Source organism: Colwellia sp. MB3u-4 (genome assembly GCF_014077065.1).
Taxonomy (GTDB): Bacteria; Pseudomonadota; Gammaproteobacteria; order Enterobacterales; family Alteromonadaceae; genus Cognaticolwellia.
In genome coordinates, this window is the sequence record NZ_JACGVE010000089.1 from 49,298 (window position 1) to 69,019 (window position 19,722).

Sequence of the window (19,722 nt, forward strand, 5' to 3'; positions counted from 1 at the left end):
TCATGGCTGACTTCTATCAAAATGGTACGGTAACAACATTACATAACTTGGCCCAGCGCGAGCCAGAAAATATGGCCGCTGAGTTACTAGCGTTTTCAAAAAAACGTTCATTAGGGCTCATTTTACCCTCACTGTTTTCCGAGTTAGAGGGTAAAGCTTTACCCGATATTATTCATAAAATAAAAAAGGTAAAGTATCTATCTGAAATTGTTATCGGCTTAGACCGAGCCGATTTAGCGCAATACCAACACGCGTTGTCATTTTTTTCTCAGCTACCTCAACACCATCGAGTGTTATGGAATGATGGCCCCAGATTACAAGCAATAGATGCAAAATTACAGGCCTTAGGTTTAGCACCAAAAGAGCTCGGCAAAGGCCGCAATGTTTGGTATTGCATGGGCTATATTTTATCCTCAGGTAAAGCCGAGTCCATCGCCCTTCATGACTGTGACATTCTCACTTATGAAACAGAGTTACTCGACCGACTGCTGTATCCCGTGGCCAACCCATTATTTAACTATGAATTTGCCAAGGGGTTTTATGCCCGTGTTGCTGACGGAAAAATAAATGGCCGGGTTTCTCGCTTGTTGGTCACCCCTTTGATCAAAGCGCTGAAAAAAACGGTTGGCCATTGCGACTACCTCGAATATATGGACAGTTTTTTGTATCCCTTAGCGGGTGAATTCTCCTTTCGACGCGATGTATTAAATGACATTCGTATTCCAAGTGATTGGGGGTTAGAAATTGGCGTATTATCTGAAATGTATCGAAACTATTCACCAAACCGTTTATGCCAAGTGGATATTGCCGCCACTTATGATCATAAGCATCAAGACTTATCGTTAGATAATACCGCGGGTGGTCTATCAAAAATGTCGATTGATATCAGCAAAGCTTTCATTCGTAAACTTGCCACTCAAGGTGAAACCTTCAGCGCTGAAAAGTTTAGAACCTTAAAAGCAACTTACTATCGCATTGCTTTAGATTATGTTGAAACCTATCGCAATGACGCGATGATGAATGGATTGGAACTTGATATTCATAATGAAGAAAAAGCAGTAGAAATGTTCGCGCAAAATATTTTAACTGCAGGCAACACTTTCTTAGAAAACCCAATGGAAACGCCTTTTATTCCCTCTTGGAACCGTGTGGTGAGTGCTATTCCCGATATTTTATCTCAATTAAAAACCGCCGTAGAGTTAGACAACGCAGAATTTAATCAAACATAAAGGAAGATGTCGCCAATGCCCGCACCAATTGAACCGTTAAAAAACAAGTTAATTCAACAGCTTTCAACTATTTATCACGAGGTAGCACTTGAGCAAGCAACGGATGATATTGCCGATGCGCTGATTGATATTATGCGCTTACCAAGCGAAGTACTGGCGCCAACACCTTTTAGCAATCATTGGTCAGAAGCAGACATTGTCTTAATTACCTATGGTGATAGCATCATAAAAACAGCTCAGCCACCGTTACACACTTTAAAAGTATTTTTAGATAATCATCTAAAAAACACCATCAACAGTGTACATATATTGCCATTTTTTCCGTATAGCTCTGACGATGGTTTTTCGGTTATTGACTACTCCTCGGTTAATGAGTCACTGGGAACATGGCAAGATATCACTGAAATAAGTCAAGCTTATCAACTGATGTCAGATCTGGTGATTAATCATTGCTCAAGTCGCAGTGCTTGGTTTGATAACTTCATCAAAGGCGAAGGAACCGGACATGATTTTTTCTTTACCGCGCAGTTAGACGATGATTTGTCTGCTGTGGTAAGACCACGGACATCACCCTTACTAAAAGAAGTGATCACCGGCAAAGGGCAAAAATTTGTCTGGTGTACCTTTAGTCACGACCAAGTCGATTTTGATTTTCGTAACCCCGAAGTATTAAAAGCATTTGCTGCAATTATTCGACAATATCTTGATAGCGGGGTGAAAATATTTAGGTTTGATGCCATTGCCTTTATCTGGAAAATTGTTGGCCGCGATAGTATCAACCTACCTCAAACTCATGAAATTGTGCGCTTATTACGCACCTTAATTGAATCTGCAGACCCGCAAGCGATTATCATTACTGAAACCAATATTCCTAACACCCAAAACCTTACCTACTTTGGTAACGCTAATGAAGCACACGGTATCTATAACTTTTCATTGCCACCCTTACTCATAAACACTTTACTGACCGGTAATTGTTTATATTTAAAACGCTGGCTAATGAGCATGCCACCTTCACAAGACGGTACCCTGTATTTCAACTTTATTGCCTCACATGACGGCATTGGTCTGCGTCCAGCAGAAGGATTATTAAGTGACACTGAGCTTGATAGTTTAATTCATACTGTTGAGAGCTTTGGCGGTAAAATTTCATGGCGAACCTCAAACACTGGCGAGCAAAAAGCTTATGAAATGAATATTGCCCTTTATGATGCGCTACAAGGTACGGTTGCAGGTAAAGACCACTGGAACTTTGAACGTTTTATTTGTGCACATGCCGTCATGTTTGCCCTTGAAGGTATACCCGGGATTTATATTCACAGCATGCTAGGAACGCAAAACGACTATAAAAAATTTGCCAACACGCATAATAACCGCTCAATCAATCGCCATTGTTGGCATGAAGAGGCCCTAGAGGCCGCATTGGCTGATAGTAGTTTGCATCACGAAAAAGTGCTTTCAGGCTTAAAAAAATTGTTAAATATTCGTATTAAACAACCCGCATTTCATCCCAACGCCACCCAATTTACTTTACATTTAGGCTTACAATTATTTGGTTTTTGGCGACAAAGCCAAAACAGAAAACAAAGTATATTTTGTGTCAGTAACGTCTCAGACCAAGCTATCGCCTTGCCGCTAAGCGAACTTAATTTGATCGTTACCCAAGCTTGGGTAGAATTAATCACGGGGGAAAATATTACCGAGTTAAGCCAAGAGATCATATTATCTCCTTATCAAACCGTATGGATAGCTAACAAAGCAGAGCGTATATAACGCGCCATTTTTGCCAGCAGGTATGGCTCTGTTTTATGATGGTTATTTGCTGTGGCGGTGTGCTATAGCGCGATACTGTTAATAGCTTTTTTACAGGCAAATAAAGCTTATAACCACAAATAAACCTAGCTATTAACCAACAAAAATCGATAAGTTTAAGTACGTTAAGTGATCGCAAACCCAACTAATTACGTATACTGGCTATACAAGTCAACTTATGTGACAGCACTTAAATGCAATATATTATCAATCACCACGAACTGGTTAATATGGAACCTCGCTATAGAGCTCAGGTTATCAACAGCTTATCTGGTTTTAAAAGTGCTAATCTTATTGGCACCCGCGACGAGCAAAATATCAATAACTTGGCTATGTTTAGCTCGGTATTTCACCTGGGTGCTTCACCGGCTTTAGTGGGTTTTATTTCACGCCCCGACAGTGTTGACCGACACACGTTACGCAATATTCAGCAAACCAAACAATTTACGATTAACCAAGTCAATGAAAGCTTTTGGCAAGCAGCTCATCAAACCTCTGCGCGCTACGGCAATGATGAGTGTGAATTTAAACAAACTGGATTAACGCCACATTTTATCGACGCAGTTAATGCGCCATTTGTGCAAGAAAGTCGACTTAAATATGCCTTAACGCTAAAAGAAATAGTGCCAATACAACTTAATAATACCGTATTAGTGATCGGCGAAATAACTGATATTCTCTGTGAACAAGCCGCGATAAAAAGTGACGGTTATATTGATATTGAATCATTAAATACCGTCATGGTTTCTGGGCTCGACAGCTATCACACCAGTAAACGGTTATCGCGTGTAAGTTATGCAAAACCTGATGAATCGCAGCAAAAACTTTCAGTCGATGGCCAAGCAAAAAAGTAATCGAGCTAAGCATTAATCTGACGTTGAGCGCATTAAGGGTAAAGTAAAAATCACCTCGCTATACCCGCTTAATTTTTTGAGATTTTTCCAAGGCTTAACTGCCGTATATAGTAACTTTTAGGGCTAATTTAATGTTAACAATATTTTATGATGGTAACTGCCCATTATGTGCCACAGAAATGGCTCAGCTAAAAAAACATGATCAAAACGATTTAATAACTTTGGTCGATATCCACCAAGACAATTTTGCTACGCTCCACCCTAGCGTCAGTTTTGATGGCGCAATGAAAATATTGCATGGCCATTACAACGGCCAAGTATTATTGGGCCTAGCCGTTACACACCGAGCATGGACTTTAGTTGGCAAAGGTTTTTGGGTTGCACCACTTAATTGGCCAGTCATTAAAACTGTCAGCCACTGGGTCTATTTAGGCTTAGCTAAATATCGTCATCCAATTTCAGCACTGCTCGCCAAATTGTTTAATATTAAAACCACTCACTGTAATTCAGGAACTTGTCATGATAACCGAACAAACACTGATCATCGGCGCAAATAGCGATATTGGCCAAGCCATTGCTGCGCAAATACAAGCTTCAGAAAACACTGGCTTAATACTGATTAGTCGAGACCTAGCACAGCCTAATCCTGTTGCTAGTGACTTGATAGGCGCTAATGTGACAAAAATTAGTCTTAAAGACTATCAAGCAGAATCAATCGACCAAGCGGTCGCAGAATTAGCCCAGCATAAAGATACGCCAATAACGCGAGTATTTGTCTGTAATGGCATACTGCATAATGATCATATTCGTCCAGAAAAACGTTTAGAAGACTTTGATGGACAAGCCTTTATTGAAATTATGACCGCAAATTCCTTAACACCAATGTTGTGGATACAAAAATTAACCCCTTTATTGACCGGGAAGTCACCCTGCAAATTCGTGCTCTTTAGTGCCCGAGTAGGCAGTATTAGTGAGAATCGTTTAGGGGGTTGGTATAGTTATCGGGCGTCGAAAGCGGCATTAAACATGATAGTTAAAACCGCATCAATAGAGTTAGCCCGTCGAGCAAAAAACATCAAGCTAATCGCTTTTCATCCGGGTACTACTGATACGCCATTATCAAAGCCGTTTCAAAAAAATGTTCCGGCTAATAAGCTTTTCACCCCAGAATTTGTCGCTAAACAGCTACTAGACATTGTTGAGAACACGGCGTTAGACCAAACAGCAAGCTATCTCGATTGGCAGGGAGAATCTATCAACTGGTAGTCTTGAGTAAAGGCTTGAACAATGCCTAGTCAATAGCATTACGGCTAGGCATTGTGCTTAATGAGATGAACACTCGTTACTGCTACTATAAGGTTTCTAACCCGCTTTCTTTGTTAAAAATCAACAGGAAAGTTTGATTAAGTCATTAATAAATAATTAATCGGCCGTTGTTTATAAAGCCATTAGTTATAGTTTTATTTATAGTTTGATTGATCTAATTTTTTCGAAGCGCTCAAACTATGGTATTCACACCCCTAGCAGTTTAGCCAAAATACACTGTAAACTGAACGTTAGCGGGTAAAGTTCAGTGTATCAATACCTAGCTACACCTGATGATAGAATTGAACAGAAAACAACTTTAAGCCAAGACTATAGCCATAAGCTAGTTTATTTAAAAGAAACACTAGTAATAACTAAAGAGAATGGGCCAGCAACTTTGCTAGTCACTAAAAAACCCACTTCACGAATATTTTCAGATGTTAGTACCGGCGCATTGGGTATTTCACGGCCTCGAAATGATGCTTGAAAGTCAGCCAGTGTAAAACTTAGTTGTGTTTGTTGGCCTGCCACCGTATCAAAACTCTGTTTATAAGCCATACGATAACCGTCAAGGTTAACCATCAATCTTAATTGATAAGTCAGTCCATCACCTTCAATATCTATTGTTACGGTTTCAAGTGCTTTAGCTAAAGGCTCTATTGGGCGAAATACTGAGCTGAACCCACCGTTATTTGCTAGTGATATATCACCTGAAAATATTGCTTTGTTTGCTTGTAATGAAATCTGACCTTGAGATTTGCCTCCCATGACACCGTCATTAGTAATGCGCCAACTATCAAGGCTTTGTTGCTCAGTAAAATTAATCATAAGGACAGACTCTTTTTTGGCCATAGCAGTAAGCTGTTTATCTTGCTTAGCTTGTATTTTAAGCTCAGTGCTAGCAAGGCTATAACCAGCAAGAACAGTAGATAATAAAAGTGCGTAAACAGTAACTCGCATTGGCTTGCGCTCCTATTCTTGACTGGTGAATGTTAACTGGTGAACGGTGACTAGTGACTGTTGAGTGATGAACTTTAGCCCGAGACACCAGCAGCCTCACGAATAAAAATTTGCCTAATAACCTCACTTAACTCGGTCAGTTCGTTCACTACAATATTCGCTAAGTTGGCATAATCAGGCGTTTCGCCATGGGTAACCAGACATGACATAGTATTAGCATTTTGTGCGGCTTGTAGATCGTATAAATAGTCACCAACATATAATAAATTTTCAGCAGGTGCTTGCCATAATTGTGCTAAATGCAATAAAGCATCAGGAGCAGGTTTAGCCTTGTGATCGGCCCTAGTTAATAGCAGGGTAATAGCAATGTTATTATTTTGCATTTTTATCAAAGCCGCTTGACGACAGTTTCGCGTAACAATGGCACAAGGTATCTCTAATTCAGACAATAGCGCTATAAGTTGGTCAGTACCGAGCAGTTTTTTCGCATTAAGCGCGTCACTAACTTCAAATTCAACTAACGAGTTATTGGCATGAATCTGCTGCTCTGTGGGCAAAGCATCAACAAAATCTAATAAGTCGATATCTTTTGCGCAACCTAAAGACGCTCTTATTTCTTCAAAATTTAAAGATGAAGAAACTAAAGTATTATCTAAATCAAATATAACGCCTAACAATTTCTCTGCTAACAATGTTCAATCACTCCTATTTTTCTTATAGAACCATTCATCAGAACAGTGAATTAACTTTTAGCTCTAATTAACTTTTAGCTCTAGCTAACGAATATCTATTTAACTAGAGCTAAATACGCAACAAAATGAAATTAAGATCAAACTGTTCCCGCTTTAGGCCAGCAACTCAACCGATGAAATTAATAAACGCTCGTTTAATAAAAAATATTTAACAGTCTTTTAGCTAACTTATATACCGTATCAAAAGTATTCACAACTGTATCAAATGCCATGTAGACCCTGTATATTACAGAAAAAAATTCTGCTAAATATTCACACTATGCTTAGGGTTTAATATCAATGAATCACGACTATAACGGTATAACTGTTGCAGCGCTCACGACCACTTATGATCTCAAATTAGTCGTTCTCTCCATGCTAATTGCCATGTTAGCCTCATTCAGTGCCTTTGGCATAGTTGAACGAAGTATGTCTGCTTCCCAACAAAGTCAAAAAATATTATGGAATTTATTCGGTGCTTTAATGATGAGTGTCGGTATTTGGGCAATGCATTTTATTGCCATGGTATCGTTAACATTTCCAATACCGGTTAGCTATGACCTAGCCACAACTATGGTGTCTATTCTACCGGTAATGTTTGCCTCTAGTATTGTTATGTGGTTGATGACACTAAAAACATTTAGCTATTATCGATTATTAATCGGTGGGTTGTTGTTAGGTCCAAGTATTGGCCTTATGCATTACATAGCCATGGGCGCCATGAGATTACAAGCCGTAATGGTTCATGATATGACCTTAGTTTATTTGTCTATCTTGATAGCGGTGATATTGGCTATGGTGGCACTAAAGATACAGTATGCCGCTATTAATCAAAGCCAGTATCAATTTATAACTAAAAAACATCTAGTGAGTGCTGTGGTTATGGGCTTGGCATCTTCAAGTATGCACTATAGCGCGATGACAGCCGTGCACTTTATTCCGCAAACTACAGACCAAGTCATCGATGCAGTCCCTCCAACCACATTAGCCTTAATTGTCACTGTGGTGATTTTAGTGCTATTACTGCTCACTATGCTCATTCCGCACGTACTAAGGTACATACAACTAGTTAAGCGCTTAAACGCAGAAGTGCTAGTTAAAACAGAAATTTTACATGAACTTGATCACCGTTCTAAAGCACAAACAGAACAAGACACTCAGGCGGTCAAAGCTGCTCAGGCTGCACTTCTAGCACAAAAAGCAGCCATGGATGAGCATTCGCTAGTGTCGATTACTGATGTTAAAGGCACGATTAACTATGCCAATACCAAATTTTGTACGGTCAGTGGTTATAGTCAAGAGGAACTCATTGGAGCCAATCATCGCCTGCTTAATTCTAAGCAGCAACCGAAAGACTATTGGCGTGAAATGTATTTAATTATATCTAAAGACGGCTCCTGGAATGATGACATCTGTAATCTTGCCAAAGATGGACAAGAGTATTGGGTTAATACCACCATTATCCCCTTGTATGTCGACGAAAAGCTTAGTGGCTATACTTCAATTCGTACCGATATTACTGAACATAAAAAAAGTGAAAAAAAGCTTAAACTTGCCAACGAAGAGAAAGATAAACGCGCAGCTGAGCTAGCCCTTGCCGCTATTGTATTTTCTCACACCCGTGAAGGCATTATCATCACTGATGCGAGTGCGAGCATCATCAAAGTTAACAACACCTTCACTGAAGTTACCGGTTACTCACATCAAGAGGCGGTCGGTGAAAACCTACGCTTCTTTCAATCAGACAGTCAGTCAGCTGAGTTCTATGCTTTGATGTGGCAAGCGGTTAACTCCAAAGGCTATTGGGTTGGCACCATTTGGAATCGTCGTAAAAATGGTGAAGTATACCCAGAAAACCTGACCCTAAGTGCAGTGAAAAATGCGGCTGGCGAAATCAGCCATTATGTTGCACTCTATTCTGACATTACAGAACTTAACAAAACCCATCAAAGTCAACTACAGCGCATGGCTCATTACGACGACTTAACTGATTTGCCCAATCGCACATTACTCACTCAGCGCCTGAACCAAGCGATATTACAAAGCAATCGCCAGCATAATTCCCTCGCTGTAGCATTTATAGATTTAGATGATTTAAAAACGGTTAATGATGCCCATGGCCATCATGTCGGTGATGAACTATTAATTATTATCTCACTACGCATGAAAGAGGCGTTACGTGAGGGCGATACACTTGCTCGTATTGGTGGTGATGAGTTTGTCTTGGTATTAACCGATTTAACGAAAACTGAAGAGTTTAACAAGATATTAGAGCGTTTACTGCTGGTGGTTTCAGCGCCAGTAATAGTTGATGATCTGGTGTTAAATGTATCGGCTAGCATAGGTGTTACTCAATACCCTCAAGATGAATCCGATGCAGAAATACTTATCCGTCATGCCGACCAAGCCATGTACATGGCGAAAAAATCGGGTAAAAATTGTTATCACTTGTTTGATAGCGCCCTCGATAACGCCGTTAACCTTGAACAAGAAAACATTAACAATATCAGTGCAGCACTCGATAAAAGTGAGTTCGTTTTGTATTATCAACCGAAAGTGAATATGTCTACGGGTGAAGTAGTGGGTGTAGAAGCCTTGATCCGCTGGCAACACCCTATCCGTGGTTTAGTACCACCACTAGATTTTTTACCGCTAATAGAAAACCACGCTATTAGTCTAGATATAGGTGAATGGGTTATTGATACCGCGCTGAGCCAAATAAGCCAGTGGCAAAGTATCGGAGTTACATTCCCCATTAGCGTCAATATCAGTGCTTATCAGCTCCAACAAACTGATTTTGTTGAACGCCTGGCGACATTATTGGCTGCACACCCTGATGTGTCACCGCATTTATTGGAACTAGAGGTATTGGAAACCAGCGCATTAAATGACATCAACTATATTATAGCGACCATGAAATCTTGTATTAGCCTGGGTGTGCAGTTTGCCCTAGATGATTTTGGTACTGGGTATTCCTCGCTAACTTATCTCAGGCGCCTACCCGCTAGCCAGATCAAAATAGATCAGAGTTTTATTCGCGACATGCTCACTGACCCCGATGACTTAGCCATTGTGAAGGGCGTTGTTAGCTTGGCGAAAGCCTTCCAGCTTGAGGTGATCGCAGAAGGGGTAGAAACGGTTGAACATGGCACTGAATTATTACAACTGGGTTGTAAATTTGCACAAGGTTACGGCATTGCAAGGCCAATGCCCGCCAGTGCAGTGCTAACATGGCTGGACAGTTGGCAGCCTGATAGCGCTTGGCTGTCCTAAAAAATATCCTTTAATTATTACGGTTAGCACTGGCTATTGTCCAATTAACACCTTTACATGTGAATTATTTGTGGCAATAGTTAGGCTTTACATTCTAGTGAACACCTTGTTTTTTAATGATTATAGCCGTTTCATTAATTAGCTGGTCTACTTTATATGTAGGAAAAACTAAGCGATAGTATCGATAATAATCACTTCACAGTCGGTAGCAGCTCTGAGTAAAATGGCATTGGATCGGGTAACTTCCAGCCCATCGCCCTTGTTCATGGTTACCGTTTTTAAGCTGTCTTCTACTTTAAACATACCATCAGAGGCTAAAATATAAGCTTGATGGCTGATTTTATGTTCAATAACGCTTCCTTTAGTTAATTTTCCACCATAGATTCTCGTTTCTTGGTTAATAAACAATGCCTTACTTTTATCTTCTGGATAACCTGAGACTAACAACGTCAGTGCTGAGCCATACTCGCTAGGAAATTTTTTACTTTCCCAGCGCGGTGCTACGTTATCTTTATTGCTTTCAAGCCAAATTTGATAGAAAGTTAACGGTTTATTCGTACGGTTATACTCTGAATGCACAATGCCCGTACCTGCACTCATCACTTGTACTTCACCTGCTTTAGTTATGCTTTTATTACCTGTGCTGTCTTGATGAGTAATAGCACCTGAGCGAATAAAACTAATAATTTCCATATTACGGTGTGGATGCGAAGGAAAGCCCATACCGGCTTCTACCCAGTCGTCATTGACTACGCGTAGTTTTCCAAAGCCCATACGTGTTGGATTATAGTAATTAGCAAAACTAAAATGATGGTTAGATTTCAGCCAGCCGTAGTTAGCTTTGCCTAAGCTTTTATAGGGATAATGTTTGATCATGGTCTTGCCTCCGCACTCATTGAATGAAACTTTATAACTCATGGCGTTGGTAATAAATTTTTAGCGCTATAAAGCGGTATTTAATAGTTAAACGATTAACACTTTTTAGCCCTTAATATTGACGGTCTCTATCGTGTGGTGCATCAAAGTGTTGGCGCGCACCTAAAGGGACAATACGAGTAGGGTTAATCGTTAAATGACTCGCGTAGTAATGGATTTTCGTGTACTCCAGATCAACCGTTCCTTTCACACCAGGTACTTGATAAAGCTCATTAACATAGTTACTAATATGATGAAACTCAATCAATTTTTCGCGATTACACTTAAAGTGACCATGATATACCGCATCAAAACGAATCAGGGTAGTAAACAAACGCCAATCCGCTTCAGTAATGTTTTCACCCACGAGATAACGCTGTGTTGATAAAAGATCTTCTAGCCAGTCTAAACTAGCAAATAAGGCTTGGTAAGCCTCATTGTAAGCGACTTGTGTGGTGGCAAACCCTGCTTTATAAACCCCATTATTAATACTGTCATAAATACGGGCGTTCACGTTGTCTATTGCTGATCTTTGAGCAAGTGGGTAATAATCATCAACGTTACTGGTTAATTCATTGAATGCTGAATTAAACATTCTCATGATTTCAATTGATTCATTATTAACAATAGTTTGGGTCTTTTTGTCCCATAAAATAGGCACAGTAACACGGCCTTGGTAACTGGGATCTGCTTTTAAGTATAACTGGTAGGCATACTTTAACTGATAAAGCGGATCACCTTTTTCACCAAACTCCCAACCATTTTCCATCATAGCGGCTTCTACAACACTGACCGAAATAACATCTTCGAGTTGCTTTAATTGGCGAAAGATTAGGGTTCTATGTGCCCAAGGACAAGCCAATGAAACATATAAATGATAGCGACCTGCCTCGGGTTTAAATTGACTATTTTCTGCGGCTGATATTTGATTTCTAAAACGACTATCTTGACGTACAAATTGTCCTTTACTTTTATTGGTGTCATACCATTGGTCGACCCATTTACCGTTAACAATTAATCCCATAATAAACTCCTAAATTTTTTTCTTTAGCCAATAGCATGGCTAATGCTTGTGATAAAAGATAGTAAGCGCCAGTTAAGCATTTTTGTTTAACTGGCGATAAATTGTGTTATCTATTGAGTATTTACCGCCACCTTGAATAAATAAGGCAAGAGTTATAGCTAATAGCGCTAAAGCAAACTCATAGCCATTATTACTGATAAAAAAGCCACTCGTTATATGGACACTAAAAATGGCAACTATCATAGTAACGGCTAAAACAAAACTTGTCGGTCTAATGAGAAAACCCACGATGAGTAATAAGCCACCAAAAAATTCAGCACTACCGGCCAGCAATGCCATTAAAAAGCCTGGCGTAAGCCCTATCGATTCCATCCACTGGCCTGTACCCTCTAAGCCATAACCACCAAACCAAGCAAATAATTTTTGCGCACCGTGAGCGATGAAAATAAGCCCTGCGATTAATCGTAGTGGTAATGGTGATAAAGATTGTTCAGTTTTAGTGATGCTATTAATAATGTTGGTAATTGCCATGCTAAATGCCTTTAAGTGTTGTTAATTAAGTATGTCGCTATTGTATAAGTTGAATTGCTGTTGAATAACCCCTAGTATTTGTTTGTTATGTTCAAATAATTTGAACAATTAAGCGTTTGGATTAAACAACATGAAGACACCCGCTATCAGCCTAGAAGCATTACTTGTATTAGACGCCATTGAAACTCGTGGCAGTTATGCGGCCGCAGCAGAGCAATTAAATAAAGTGCCTTCAGCGCTTTCTTATATTGTGCAGAAGCTTGAAGAGCAGTTAAATGTCACACTATTTCAGCGCCAAGGTCGTCGTGCTGTTCTTACGCCAGCAGGCAAACATTTGCTGTCTGAGGGGCGCAAAGTCTTGAGTGCGATCAATACCTTGTCAGAGCAAACGCAAACCATTGCTAATGGCTGGGAACCAAAAATTCGTCTTGCTTGTGATTCAATTATGGATATAAAAACTATTTTTAATGGCATAAAAGGTTTTTTAGCTGCACATCACAGTATTGAGATTGATGTGCAAGAACAGGTGATGAACGGAACGTGGGAAGCGTTAATTGACGACCGAGTTGATTTGGTTATTGGCGCCCCTGCACCGGTACCTAATCAAAAAGGTATCCGAGCAATAAAAATAGCTGAGTTAAACAGTGTGTTAGTGGTCAATAAAGCACATGAGTTATCACTTATTAAGCAGCCGATTAAATTAGAACAGTTATCAGGCTATAGAAATGTGGTTGTTCATGACTCAGCACAGCATCAAATTCCATGGTCGGTTAATATGATTGCAGGTAGCCAACATTTTTTTGTCAGCTCTATTGCCATCAAAACTGCCGCTATTATTGCCGGAATTGGTATTGGCTATTTACCCAAAAACCTGATCCAAGATCACATTGAGTCAGGCGAGCTTATTGTGCTCAAACTAGCGGAAGAACGTCCACCTCAAGACTTGTTTATGGCATGGAAAATAACGAACAAAGGCAAGGGCTTAAATAAGTTAATCACAATTTTATCAAGGTGTTAAAACTAGTTTTAAGCATGACATAATCGAATAGATATTAAAGCCCTTTAATATCTAGATACAATACACCTAACTCATAAACACTAATAAACACTAATAACCAATTGCTTTGCAATAATTTTTAGCATGCTTTTTTAGAATGTTTTTTTAGAACAATAAGCTGTAGAACAATAAGCGGTAGAACAGTAAGCTCTATCACGTTCGCAAAGGCTAACTTCAATACTGTGGTTTGAGGGCTATGTTTAAAAGAATGAATGAGCCTAACTTACTCCTCACACTTACTACGCACGTATTGAGATAATGACCATTACTGATGTTACAATTAATCAACGATACTATCGCCAAACACTTCAATTCTATTGCGGCCATTTTCCTTGGCTTGATACATAGCTAAATCCGCATCTTTTATTAAGTTTTCGAAATCAATATGTTGATCATTAACAGTACAAATACCAATACTGACAGTCACAAAAATATCTTCACCTTCATATGTTATGCAATGATCAGCTAAAGCGTGTTGAATACGATGGGCTGTTTCTACTGCGGCGTTGACACCACTATCGGGTAAAATAATGATAAATTCTTCGCCGCCATAACGAGCAAAAAAATCAATACTGCGTATTTCTTCAGTGCAAACTTTGCAAATATTTTTCAAAATTTCGTCACCGAATAAATGACCAAACTGATCGTTTATATTTTTAAATAAATCACAATCTAACAAAATGACAGCCAATGGGTTTTTGCTTCTTTGTACACGAGAAAACTCGTCATTGCCTCGTTCAAACAGTGCCCGACGATTGGCCACTTTGGTTAAAGGGTCGGTGTTAGATAGTTGCTCTAATACTTGAGTTCTTTCTGCAACAATTTTGGTCATTGACTCTAAAGAAATCGTTGTTTCACTCAATTCTTTATTCATGTTATTAAAGGCATTAGCGATACCATTAAACTCTTCTGATTGATTAGAAAGTTGTATTTTTTGAAAGTTACCACTGCGATTTTTTTCAAAGGCTGTTTTGACTTCATTGAGTGATGTGCTAAAAATTTTAACTAATTTAACCGCACCATAAACTAGAATAAAAAGGCTAAGTGCGAGTATAGATAGAATAAATATGATCTGCTGCTTAATAACGTTTGCAATGTCTTTTTGAACTATGCTGGAGAGCTGTATTGTGTCAGATCGAATAGCTTCTAATTGCGTTATCAACCTGGTTTTTAAATGCTTTTTAATTTTCTCATCGGCATTTTTTAGTTGATTTTTATTGATGGTATTAAATAACCTTTGTACATTCTTATTCTGGCTTTCAATACTGTTTTGAATGGTTTGTTGTTCTGGTGTCAAGCTAGGATTACGTCTCAGTAACTCATTAAATTTACGGTCTAAAACCAGCCAATTATCGGTATTGTAATCGCTGGCATAAATGTCTTCATTGATAAGCAATTGCTTTAAAATGTTAGTATGATTTTCAACTTTATTGGCATACTGTTCTCGTTCTAAAGCGACTTCTACTACTTGAGTGGACCATAAAATACTCCCCACAAGTACAGTGAACAATAAACCGGTACTCAGGGTAAAAAAGTAAATATGTTGCTGTAAGCTTATCTTCATAAAAAACCTTATTTACCGGGGAATATCTGCAGCGGTATATCTACGGCTCCAGGATCGACCTGTAGCAATGCCCTACTATCAACAAAGCGCAATGAGTTAGGCGCACTATTAGATACTCTCATTTGTGTTTCCACTACCCATAGTGCTTGAGATCTAATGTTTAATATAAATGATTGATTCAATCCGAGCTTAAAAATATAATCAGGCCACACCCAGTCAATAAATGCGGGATCTAAATTTAGCTCATCTATCACTATTTTTTTAGCGGCTTGTGGATGCGAAGCAATGTAATGGATGGCAGTTTGTAGTCCTTGAATGACACATTTTGCTTTTTCTACCCCTTGACTGTCTGCGGTTTGAGAAATTAAATTAAAGCTCAATGTGCTTAAACTTTTGGTATCATGAATTTTTATTTTTTTATCAAGTGCTTGCAACAATTGAAAAACGAAGGGCTCCCAAGACACAATAGCGTCAACCTCATCACGACTAAAAGCTTGTAGCAATTGTGGCGGTTTATCATAATATAACTTCACATCAGCCATAGTTAAGCCTTCAATCGCTAAAAGTGTACTTAACAGATATTCACTGGCAGTACCTTGGGTAACACCCACTTTTTTACCTTTTAGATCCAAGGCTGATTTTATGTTATCGGCAGAATGGGTAATTAATTTCACATCATTATCAGATTGGACAAACATCGCGTGGCTGACAAATGATGGCGTAGTCAAACTTTGAAAAGCAATAACCGAATCAGAACTTGTGCCAAAATCAACCTCGCCACTCATCACCTTATCAAATGCAGATTTACCTCCTATTACCTGCTCATACTTAACCCTAACGCAGGTGTCATCAAAAGCATTTATCGCTTTAGCAATATAAAAAGGCGTAGACAAAGGAGTTTTAGAAACCGCAATAATCACCGAGTATTTGTCCTGATGCCAAAAACTTTGTAGATTAAAAGACAAGATCCCAAGCCCCAAAATAATGAGTAAGGTTATAGAAGATACCAAGGGGTATTTTAGATTCAACACTATCAGCCTGTTGTTTTATCTTATCCTGATGTTAATTTAGCAACAAATACAGCATAAGTATTGAGCTTTATTTAAAATAACAGTATTTAGGTGGCATAAATTAATTGTGTGGTGGAGACACTCAAGAATACAAAAAGCATCATGATTACAAGGTTGAATTGATGATATTGTTAAAAACAAGGTGAGTGTCAGGTTAACGATTCAGCAAATTGTATGTAAATGCAATGGGGAGCAGTTATTGCAGACAAGGTCTGTAAGCTCAATACTATGGCGTTGGCTATTTTGGGTTTTGGTTTTGGTTTTGGATTCAGGACTAATAGCATTAGTCTTAGCTAGATTTAAGGCCATCAGCTTAATAGTTCAGGTTAGCAAGCACCATTCATCAGTTTGGTGCTTTTTTAGCGCTAATGTTAATTTTATAAAGGCATTAGCAGCGACTGCTGGTCTTGCTTGGGCATCTTGTTTACTACTAGCATATAGGAATTATCAATCATGCGTTCCACTTCACCTTGTGGAATTGAACCATCTAAAATAACCGTATTCCATTGCGTTTTGTTCATATGGTAACCTGGTATAACCGCATCAAAAACATCACGTAGCATAACGGCTTCGTCAGGGTCACATTTTAAGTTGATGCAATAATGCCCTGCCATTTTACCATTAGTGCCTTTTTCATTACCTTTGCCTAGCGATAATGTCGCAAACATTTTATGCTTTACTTTAAAAACACTCACATCAGGACCAAATGGAGTATATTCAATAGTTTCAGTTTTATTCAGTAAATAACGCTTTGCTTGTATGTTATCCATATTTTCAATACTGCTTTTTACAACTAAGATTCAATATAGCCTAAGCTGTTTAGTAATGTTCGACAAGATAAATAACGCTATGTTGTGCAAAGATAGCGTTATCAGGTGCTATATCAGTCGAATTGATGACGTAACGATAATTAAAGGCCTGAGTGTTAACGATAAGAAACCAACGTAGGTATGGTCAGAATGTTTTTACCTGCTCGTTTTAAACCGTAATATATACTAAAAAATACTGCCATGATCACCACAATACTGATGAACGAGTGAACAGGTTGTGATGAAAACACCGCAAGTTGGTAACATCCTGCTGCCGATAAGTAGGCTAACGTAAAACTCCATAATGCGGCAAACATTGCCCAACGTGTACCCACTTCATTTTTAATTGCCCCCATTGCCGCCGCACATGGCGTATAAAGTAAAATAAAAAGCAAATAACAAAATGCGCCAATTTTACCCGCAAAAGCGGCTTGCATAATGGTAATGGTACTTTGTTCAACGCCTTGTGCTTGTGCAGCAACTTCTACGCTAGACACATCACCAATGTCAGTACCTAAGGGATCATCTGCTGCTATGCCTTGTAAATTATCGCTAATACTGGCTAGCGCTTGCTGCCATAATACTGGCATAGAATCGGGTGCTGTTGGCGCTTGTGAAACCGGTGAATATAAACTATTAAAAGTAGCCACTAACGCCTCTTTTGCAAATAGCCCAGTAATAATACCGACACTGGCTTGCCAGTTATCTTCTTTAACCCCCATGGGCGCAAGCAAGGGTGTCAGCACCTGCGCACTTTTGCTTAGCAAAGAGTCTTGTGTGTCATGGTGACCAAATTCACCGTCTGTGCCTAAAGAATTAAAGAAGTTTAAAACACAAACCACCACTATGATGGTTTTACCCGCGCCAACAATAAAAGAGCGTGTACGTTGCCATACCCGTTTACACAAATATGACAGCTTGGGCCATTCATACAAAGGTAATTCCATAATATTAATAGAGTTTTTACCCATTAAAATGGTTTTCTTTAACATCAGCCCAGTCAATACCGCAGCAGCAATGCCAATAAGGTACAACAAAAATACTAAGTTTTGCCCTGACTCTGGAAAGAAAGCCGCCGCAAATAAGGCATAAACCGGTAATCTAGCACCGCAAGACATAAATGGTGACATCATTATCGTGGTGATTCTTTCTCTTTCATTATCCAAAATGCGCGCTGCCATCACCGCCGGCACGGTACAACCAAAACCAACAATTAATGGCACAAAGGCTTTACCCGGCAAACCAATTTTTTGCATCGCGGCATCAACCACAAATGCAGCTCGGGCTAAATAACCACTGCTTTCTAGTAATGACAAACCAATAAACAAACTGGCGATAATAGGAATAAATGTTGCCACGGTTTGAATACCTAAACCGACACCACTGATAATAGTACTTAGCCAGGCGGGTAAGTTAAAAGCGCTTAAAAAGTGTTGTGGATAATCAACAAATATTGCGCTCGCTAAAATATCAAAAAAATCAATAAATGCACCGCCAACATTAATCGCAAACATGAAGAGCAAGTACATCATCACTAAAAAAATCGGTACCCCTAAAACCGGATGCAACATCCAACGGTCTAACTTGTCACTAAATTGAGCATTATTACTGGGGGCCGTAACCACGTCAGCAACCAGTTGATAAATAAAGTCATACCTTGCTTGCATGACCGCCATAGCCTTTTTATCAGTTGATTGGCAGCCTGGTGTGTTGCCACAAGCTTGGCGTTCTAATTCAAGTGGCATGCCTGAGTAATCCGCTAATGCTTCGGGTAGGGTCAATAAATGCCCAGCGACCCGCGGGCTAGGAATATTTTGTAATGCGGCAGTAATTTTTTTGCCCGCATGTTTTCCCACACTATTTTCAGTAACTACTGGGCAACCTAACTGAGCAGACAGTTTTTGCAAATCTATATTAGCGGCTTCTTTACGGTCTGATTTATTTAGCACCACTATCATAGGTAAACCAAGCTCAAGCAGCTGTGTAGTTAAATACAGCTGGCGCTTAAGTTGTGTGGCGTCAATCACATTAATTAAACAATCAATGTGATTTTGCTTAATAAAGTCATGGGTAACCGACAGATCTTTACTTTGCTGACTTCGCTGCGCTAAAGAGCTAATGCCAGGTAAATCAGACAGTAATGTCAGTTTTTTATTTAGCTGACATTGCTGCTGTTTGGCGGCAACTGTGACACCTGTCCAGTTACCTGTTTTCTGTTTTGCCACCGCCAAGGCATTAAAAAGTGTGCTTTTGCCTGAATTAGCAAAGCCGACCAGTGCAATATTTTGTTCGATCATTTGGTTAATAACTTAATGTTAATTTGCTTGGCAATGGTCGCTGGCAGGCACATTTTTGTGCCATGCAAATGAAAGGCAAGTGGACCGTTAAAAGGCGCTTTATGGGCTAGTGATATTTCACTTTTCAAGGCGAAGCCCTGTTCAATTAACTGCGCACTTAACGCAAAGTTTGCCGGTAAATAACTGATATGAGCTGGTTGATTAAGGGGTAATTCGTATAAGGTCATAGTAGTCTATATCTAAATGATAACAATTATCATTTAATCATACTAAAACTAGTAGCAGACAACA

17 protein-coding genes are annotated in these 19,722 nt (G+C 39.2%); 7 read left to right on the forward strand and 10 right to left on the reverse strand.

The genetic code is table 11. The annotated features are described in order from the left end of the window. Positions 1-2: 2 nt before the first annotated feature. The 5 genes from H4J61_RS15870 to H4J61_RS15890 all read left to right on the forward strand — a co-directional run bounded on the left by H4J61_RS15870 (position 3) and on the right by H4J61_RS15890 (position 5,161). Entirely contained in the window at positions 3-1,229 is a 1,227-nt protein-coding gene (locus H4J61_RS15870) for a glycosyl transferase (RefSeq protein ID WP_182186161.1), read from the forward strand. A 15-nt stretch (positions 1,230-1,244) separates the two neighbouring features. After that, positions 1,245-3,002 carry an alpha-amylase family glycosyl hydrolase gene (locus H4J61_RS15875; RefSeq protein ID WP_182186164.1) on the forward strand — a complete coding sequence of 586 codons (1,758 nt, stop codon included), beginning with the start codon at positions 1,245-1,247 and terminating at the stop codon, positions 3,000-3,002. Positions 3,003-3,235: 233 nt separating this feature from the next. Next, complete coding sequence (locus H4J61_RS15880) at positions 3,236-3,895, forward strand: flavin reductase family protein (RefSeq protein WP_182186166.1); 660 nt, start codon at positions 3,236-3,238, stop codon at positions 3,893-3,895. Positions 3,896-4,026: 131 nt separating this feature from the next. Then, complete coding sequence (locus tag H4J61_RS15885; protein WP_182186169.1) at positions 4,027-4,452, forward strand: thiol-disulfide oxidoreductase DCC family protein; 426 nt, start codon at positions 4,027-4,029, stop codon at positions 4,450-4,452. Further along, positions 4,415-5,161 (forward strand): SDR family NAD(P)-dependent oxidoreductase, encoded by a 747-nt coding sequence (locus H4J61_RS15890; RefSeq protein WP_182186171.1) that lies wholly within the window; start codon positions 4,415-4,417, stop codon positions 5,159-5,161. Before H4J61_RS15885 ends, H4J61_RS15890 begins: the two co-directional genes overlap by 38 nt. 387 nt (positions 5,162-5,548) lie before the next feature. Here the strand turns inward: H4J61_RS15890 and H4J61_RS15895 are convergent, their stop codons facing one another. Together H4J61_RS15895 and H4J61_RS15900 are read right to left on the reverse strand one after the other, a co-directional pair. Beyond that, the gene (locus H4J61_RS15895) at positions 5,549-6,160 is read right to left on the reverse strand and encodes a CIA30 family protein (RefSeq protein WP_259363395.1); all 612 of its coding nucleotides are present in this window, start codon (positions 6,158-6,160) and stop codon (positions 5,549-5,551) included. 74 nt (positions 6,161-6,234) lie between these two features. Next, entirely contained in the window at positions 6,235-6,852 is a 618-nt protein-coding gene (locus H4J61_RS15900; RefSeq protein ID WP_182186174.1) for an HAD family hydrolase, read from the reverse strand. Between the two features lie 339 nt (positions 6,853-7,191). Between H4J61_RS15900 and H4J61_RS15905 the strand changes: the two genes are divergently transcribed. Continuing rightward, a complete protein-coding gene (locus tag H4J61_RS15905; RefSeq protein WP_182186176.1) occupies positions 7,192-10,164 on the forward strand; it encodes an EAL domain-containing protein in 2,973 nt (990 codons plus the stop codon). Between the two features lie 168 nt (positions 10,165-10,332). Here the strand turns inward: H4J61_RS15905 and H4J61_RS15910 are convergent, their stop codons facing one another. The 3 genes from H4J61_RS15910 to H4J61_RS15920 all read right to left on the reverse strand — a co-directional run bounded on the left by H4J61_RS15910 (position 10,333) and on the right by H4J61_RS15920 (position 12,634). Continuing rightward, positions 10,333-11,040, reverse strand: coding sequence for a pirin-like bicupin family protein (locus H4J61_RS15910; RefSeq protein ID WP_182186179.1), 708 nt, complete (start codon positions 11,038-11,040; stop codon positions 10,333-10,335). A 112-nt stretch (positions 11,041-11,152) separates the two neighbouring features. Next, the gene (locus H4J61_RS15915; protein ID WP_182186181.1) at positions 11,153-12,103 is read right to left on the reverse strand and encodes a glutathione S-transferase family protein; all 951 of its coding nucleotides are present in this window, start codon (positions 12,101-12,103) and stop codon (positions 11,153-11,155) included. Positions 12,104-12,175: 72 nt separating this feature from the next. Next, on the reverse strand, positions 12,176-12,634 hold the full coding sequence (locus H4J61_RS15920; RefSeq protein ID WP_182186184.1) for a DoxX family protein: 459 nt from the start codon (positions 12,632-12,634) through the stop codon (positions 12,176-12,178). A 130-nt stretch (positions 12,635-12,764) separates the two neighbouring features. Between H4J61_RS15920 and H4J61_RS15925 the strand changes: the two genes are divergently transcribed. Then, positions 12,765-13,652, forward strand: a complete 888-nt coding sequence (locus H4J61_RS15925) for a LysR substrate-binding domain-containing protein (protein ID WP_182186187.1) — start codon at positions 12,765-12,767, stop codon at positions 13,650-13,652. Between the two features lie 319 nt (positions 13,653-13,971). Here H4J61_RS15925 and H4J61_RS15930 read toward each other — a convergent pair whose 3' ends face one another. The 5 genes from H4J61_RS15930 to H4J61_RS15950 all read right to left on the reverse strand — a co-directional run bounded on the left by H4J61_RS15930 (position 13,972) and on the right by H4J61_RS15950 (position 19,658). Then, positions 13,972-15,255, reverse strand: a complete 1,284-nt coding sequence (locus H4J61_RS15930; RefSeq protein ID WP_182137334.1) for a GGDEF domain-containing protein — start codon at positions 15,253-15,255, stop codon at positions 13,972-13,974. 8 nt (positions 15,256-15,263) lie between these two features. Beyond that, the gene (locus H4J61_RS15935; RefSeq protein ID WP_310650071.1) at positions 15,264-16,286 is read right to left on the reverse strand and encodes an NrtA/SsuA/CpmA family ABC transporter substrate-binding protein; all 1,023 of its coding nucleotides are present in this window, start codon (positions 16,284-16,286) and stop codon (positions 15,264-15,266) included. A gap of 416 nt (positions 16,287-16,702) precedes the next feature. Then, positions 16,703-17,095 carry an MmcQ/YjbR family DNA-binding protein gene (locus tag H4J61_RS15940; RefSeq protein WP_182137333.1) on the reverse strand — a complete coding sequence of 131 codons (393 nt, stop codon included), beginning with the start codon at positions 17,093-17,095 and terminating at the stop codon, positions 16,703-16,705. Between the two features lie 155 nt (positions 17,096-17,250). After that, positions 17,251-19,431, reverse strand: a complete 2,181-nt coding sequence (feoB, locus tag H4J61_RS15945; RefSeq protein WP_182186189.1) for a ferrous iron transport protein B — start codon at positions 19,429-19,431, stop codon at positions 17,251-17,253. Next, positions 19,428-19,658 (reverse strand): FeoA family protein, encoded by a 231-nt coding sequence (locus tag H4J61_RS15950; RefSeq protein WP_182137331.1) that lies wholly within the window; start codon positions 19,656-19,658, stop codon positions 19,428-19,430. The genes feoB and H4J61_RS15950 overlap by 4 nt, the downstream gene beginning before the upstream one ends. Between the last annotated feature and the right edge of the window lie 64 nt (positions 19,659-19,722).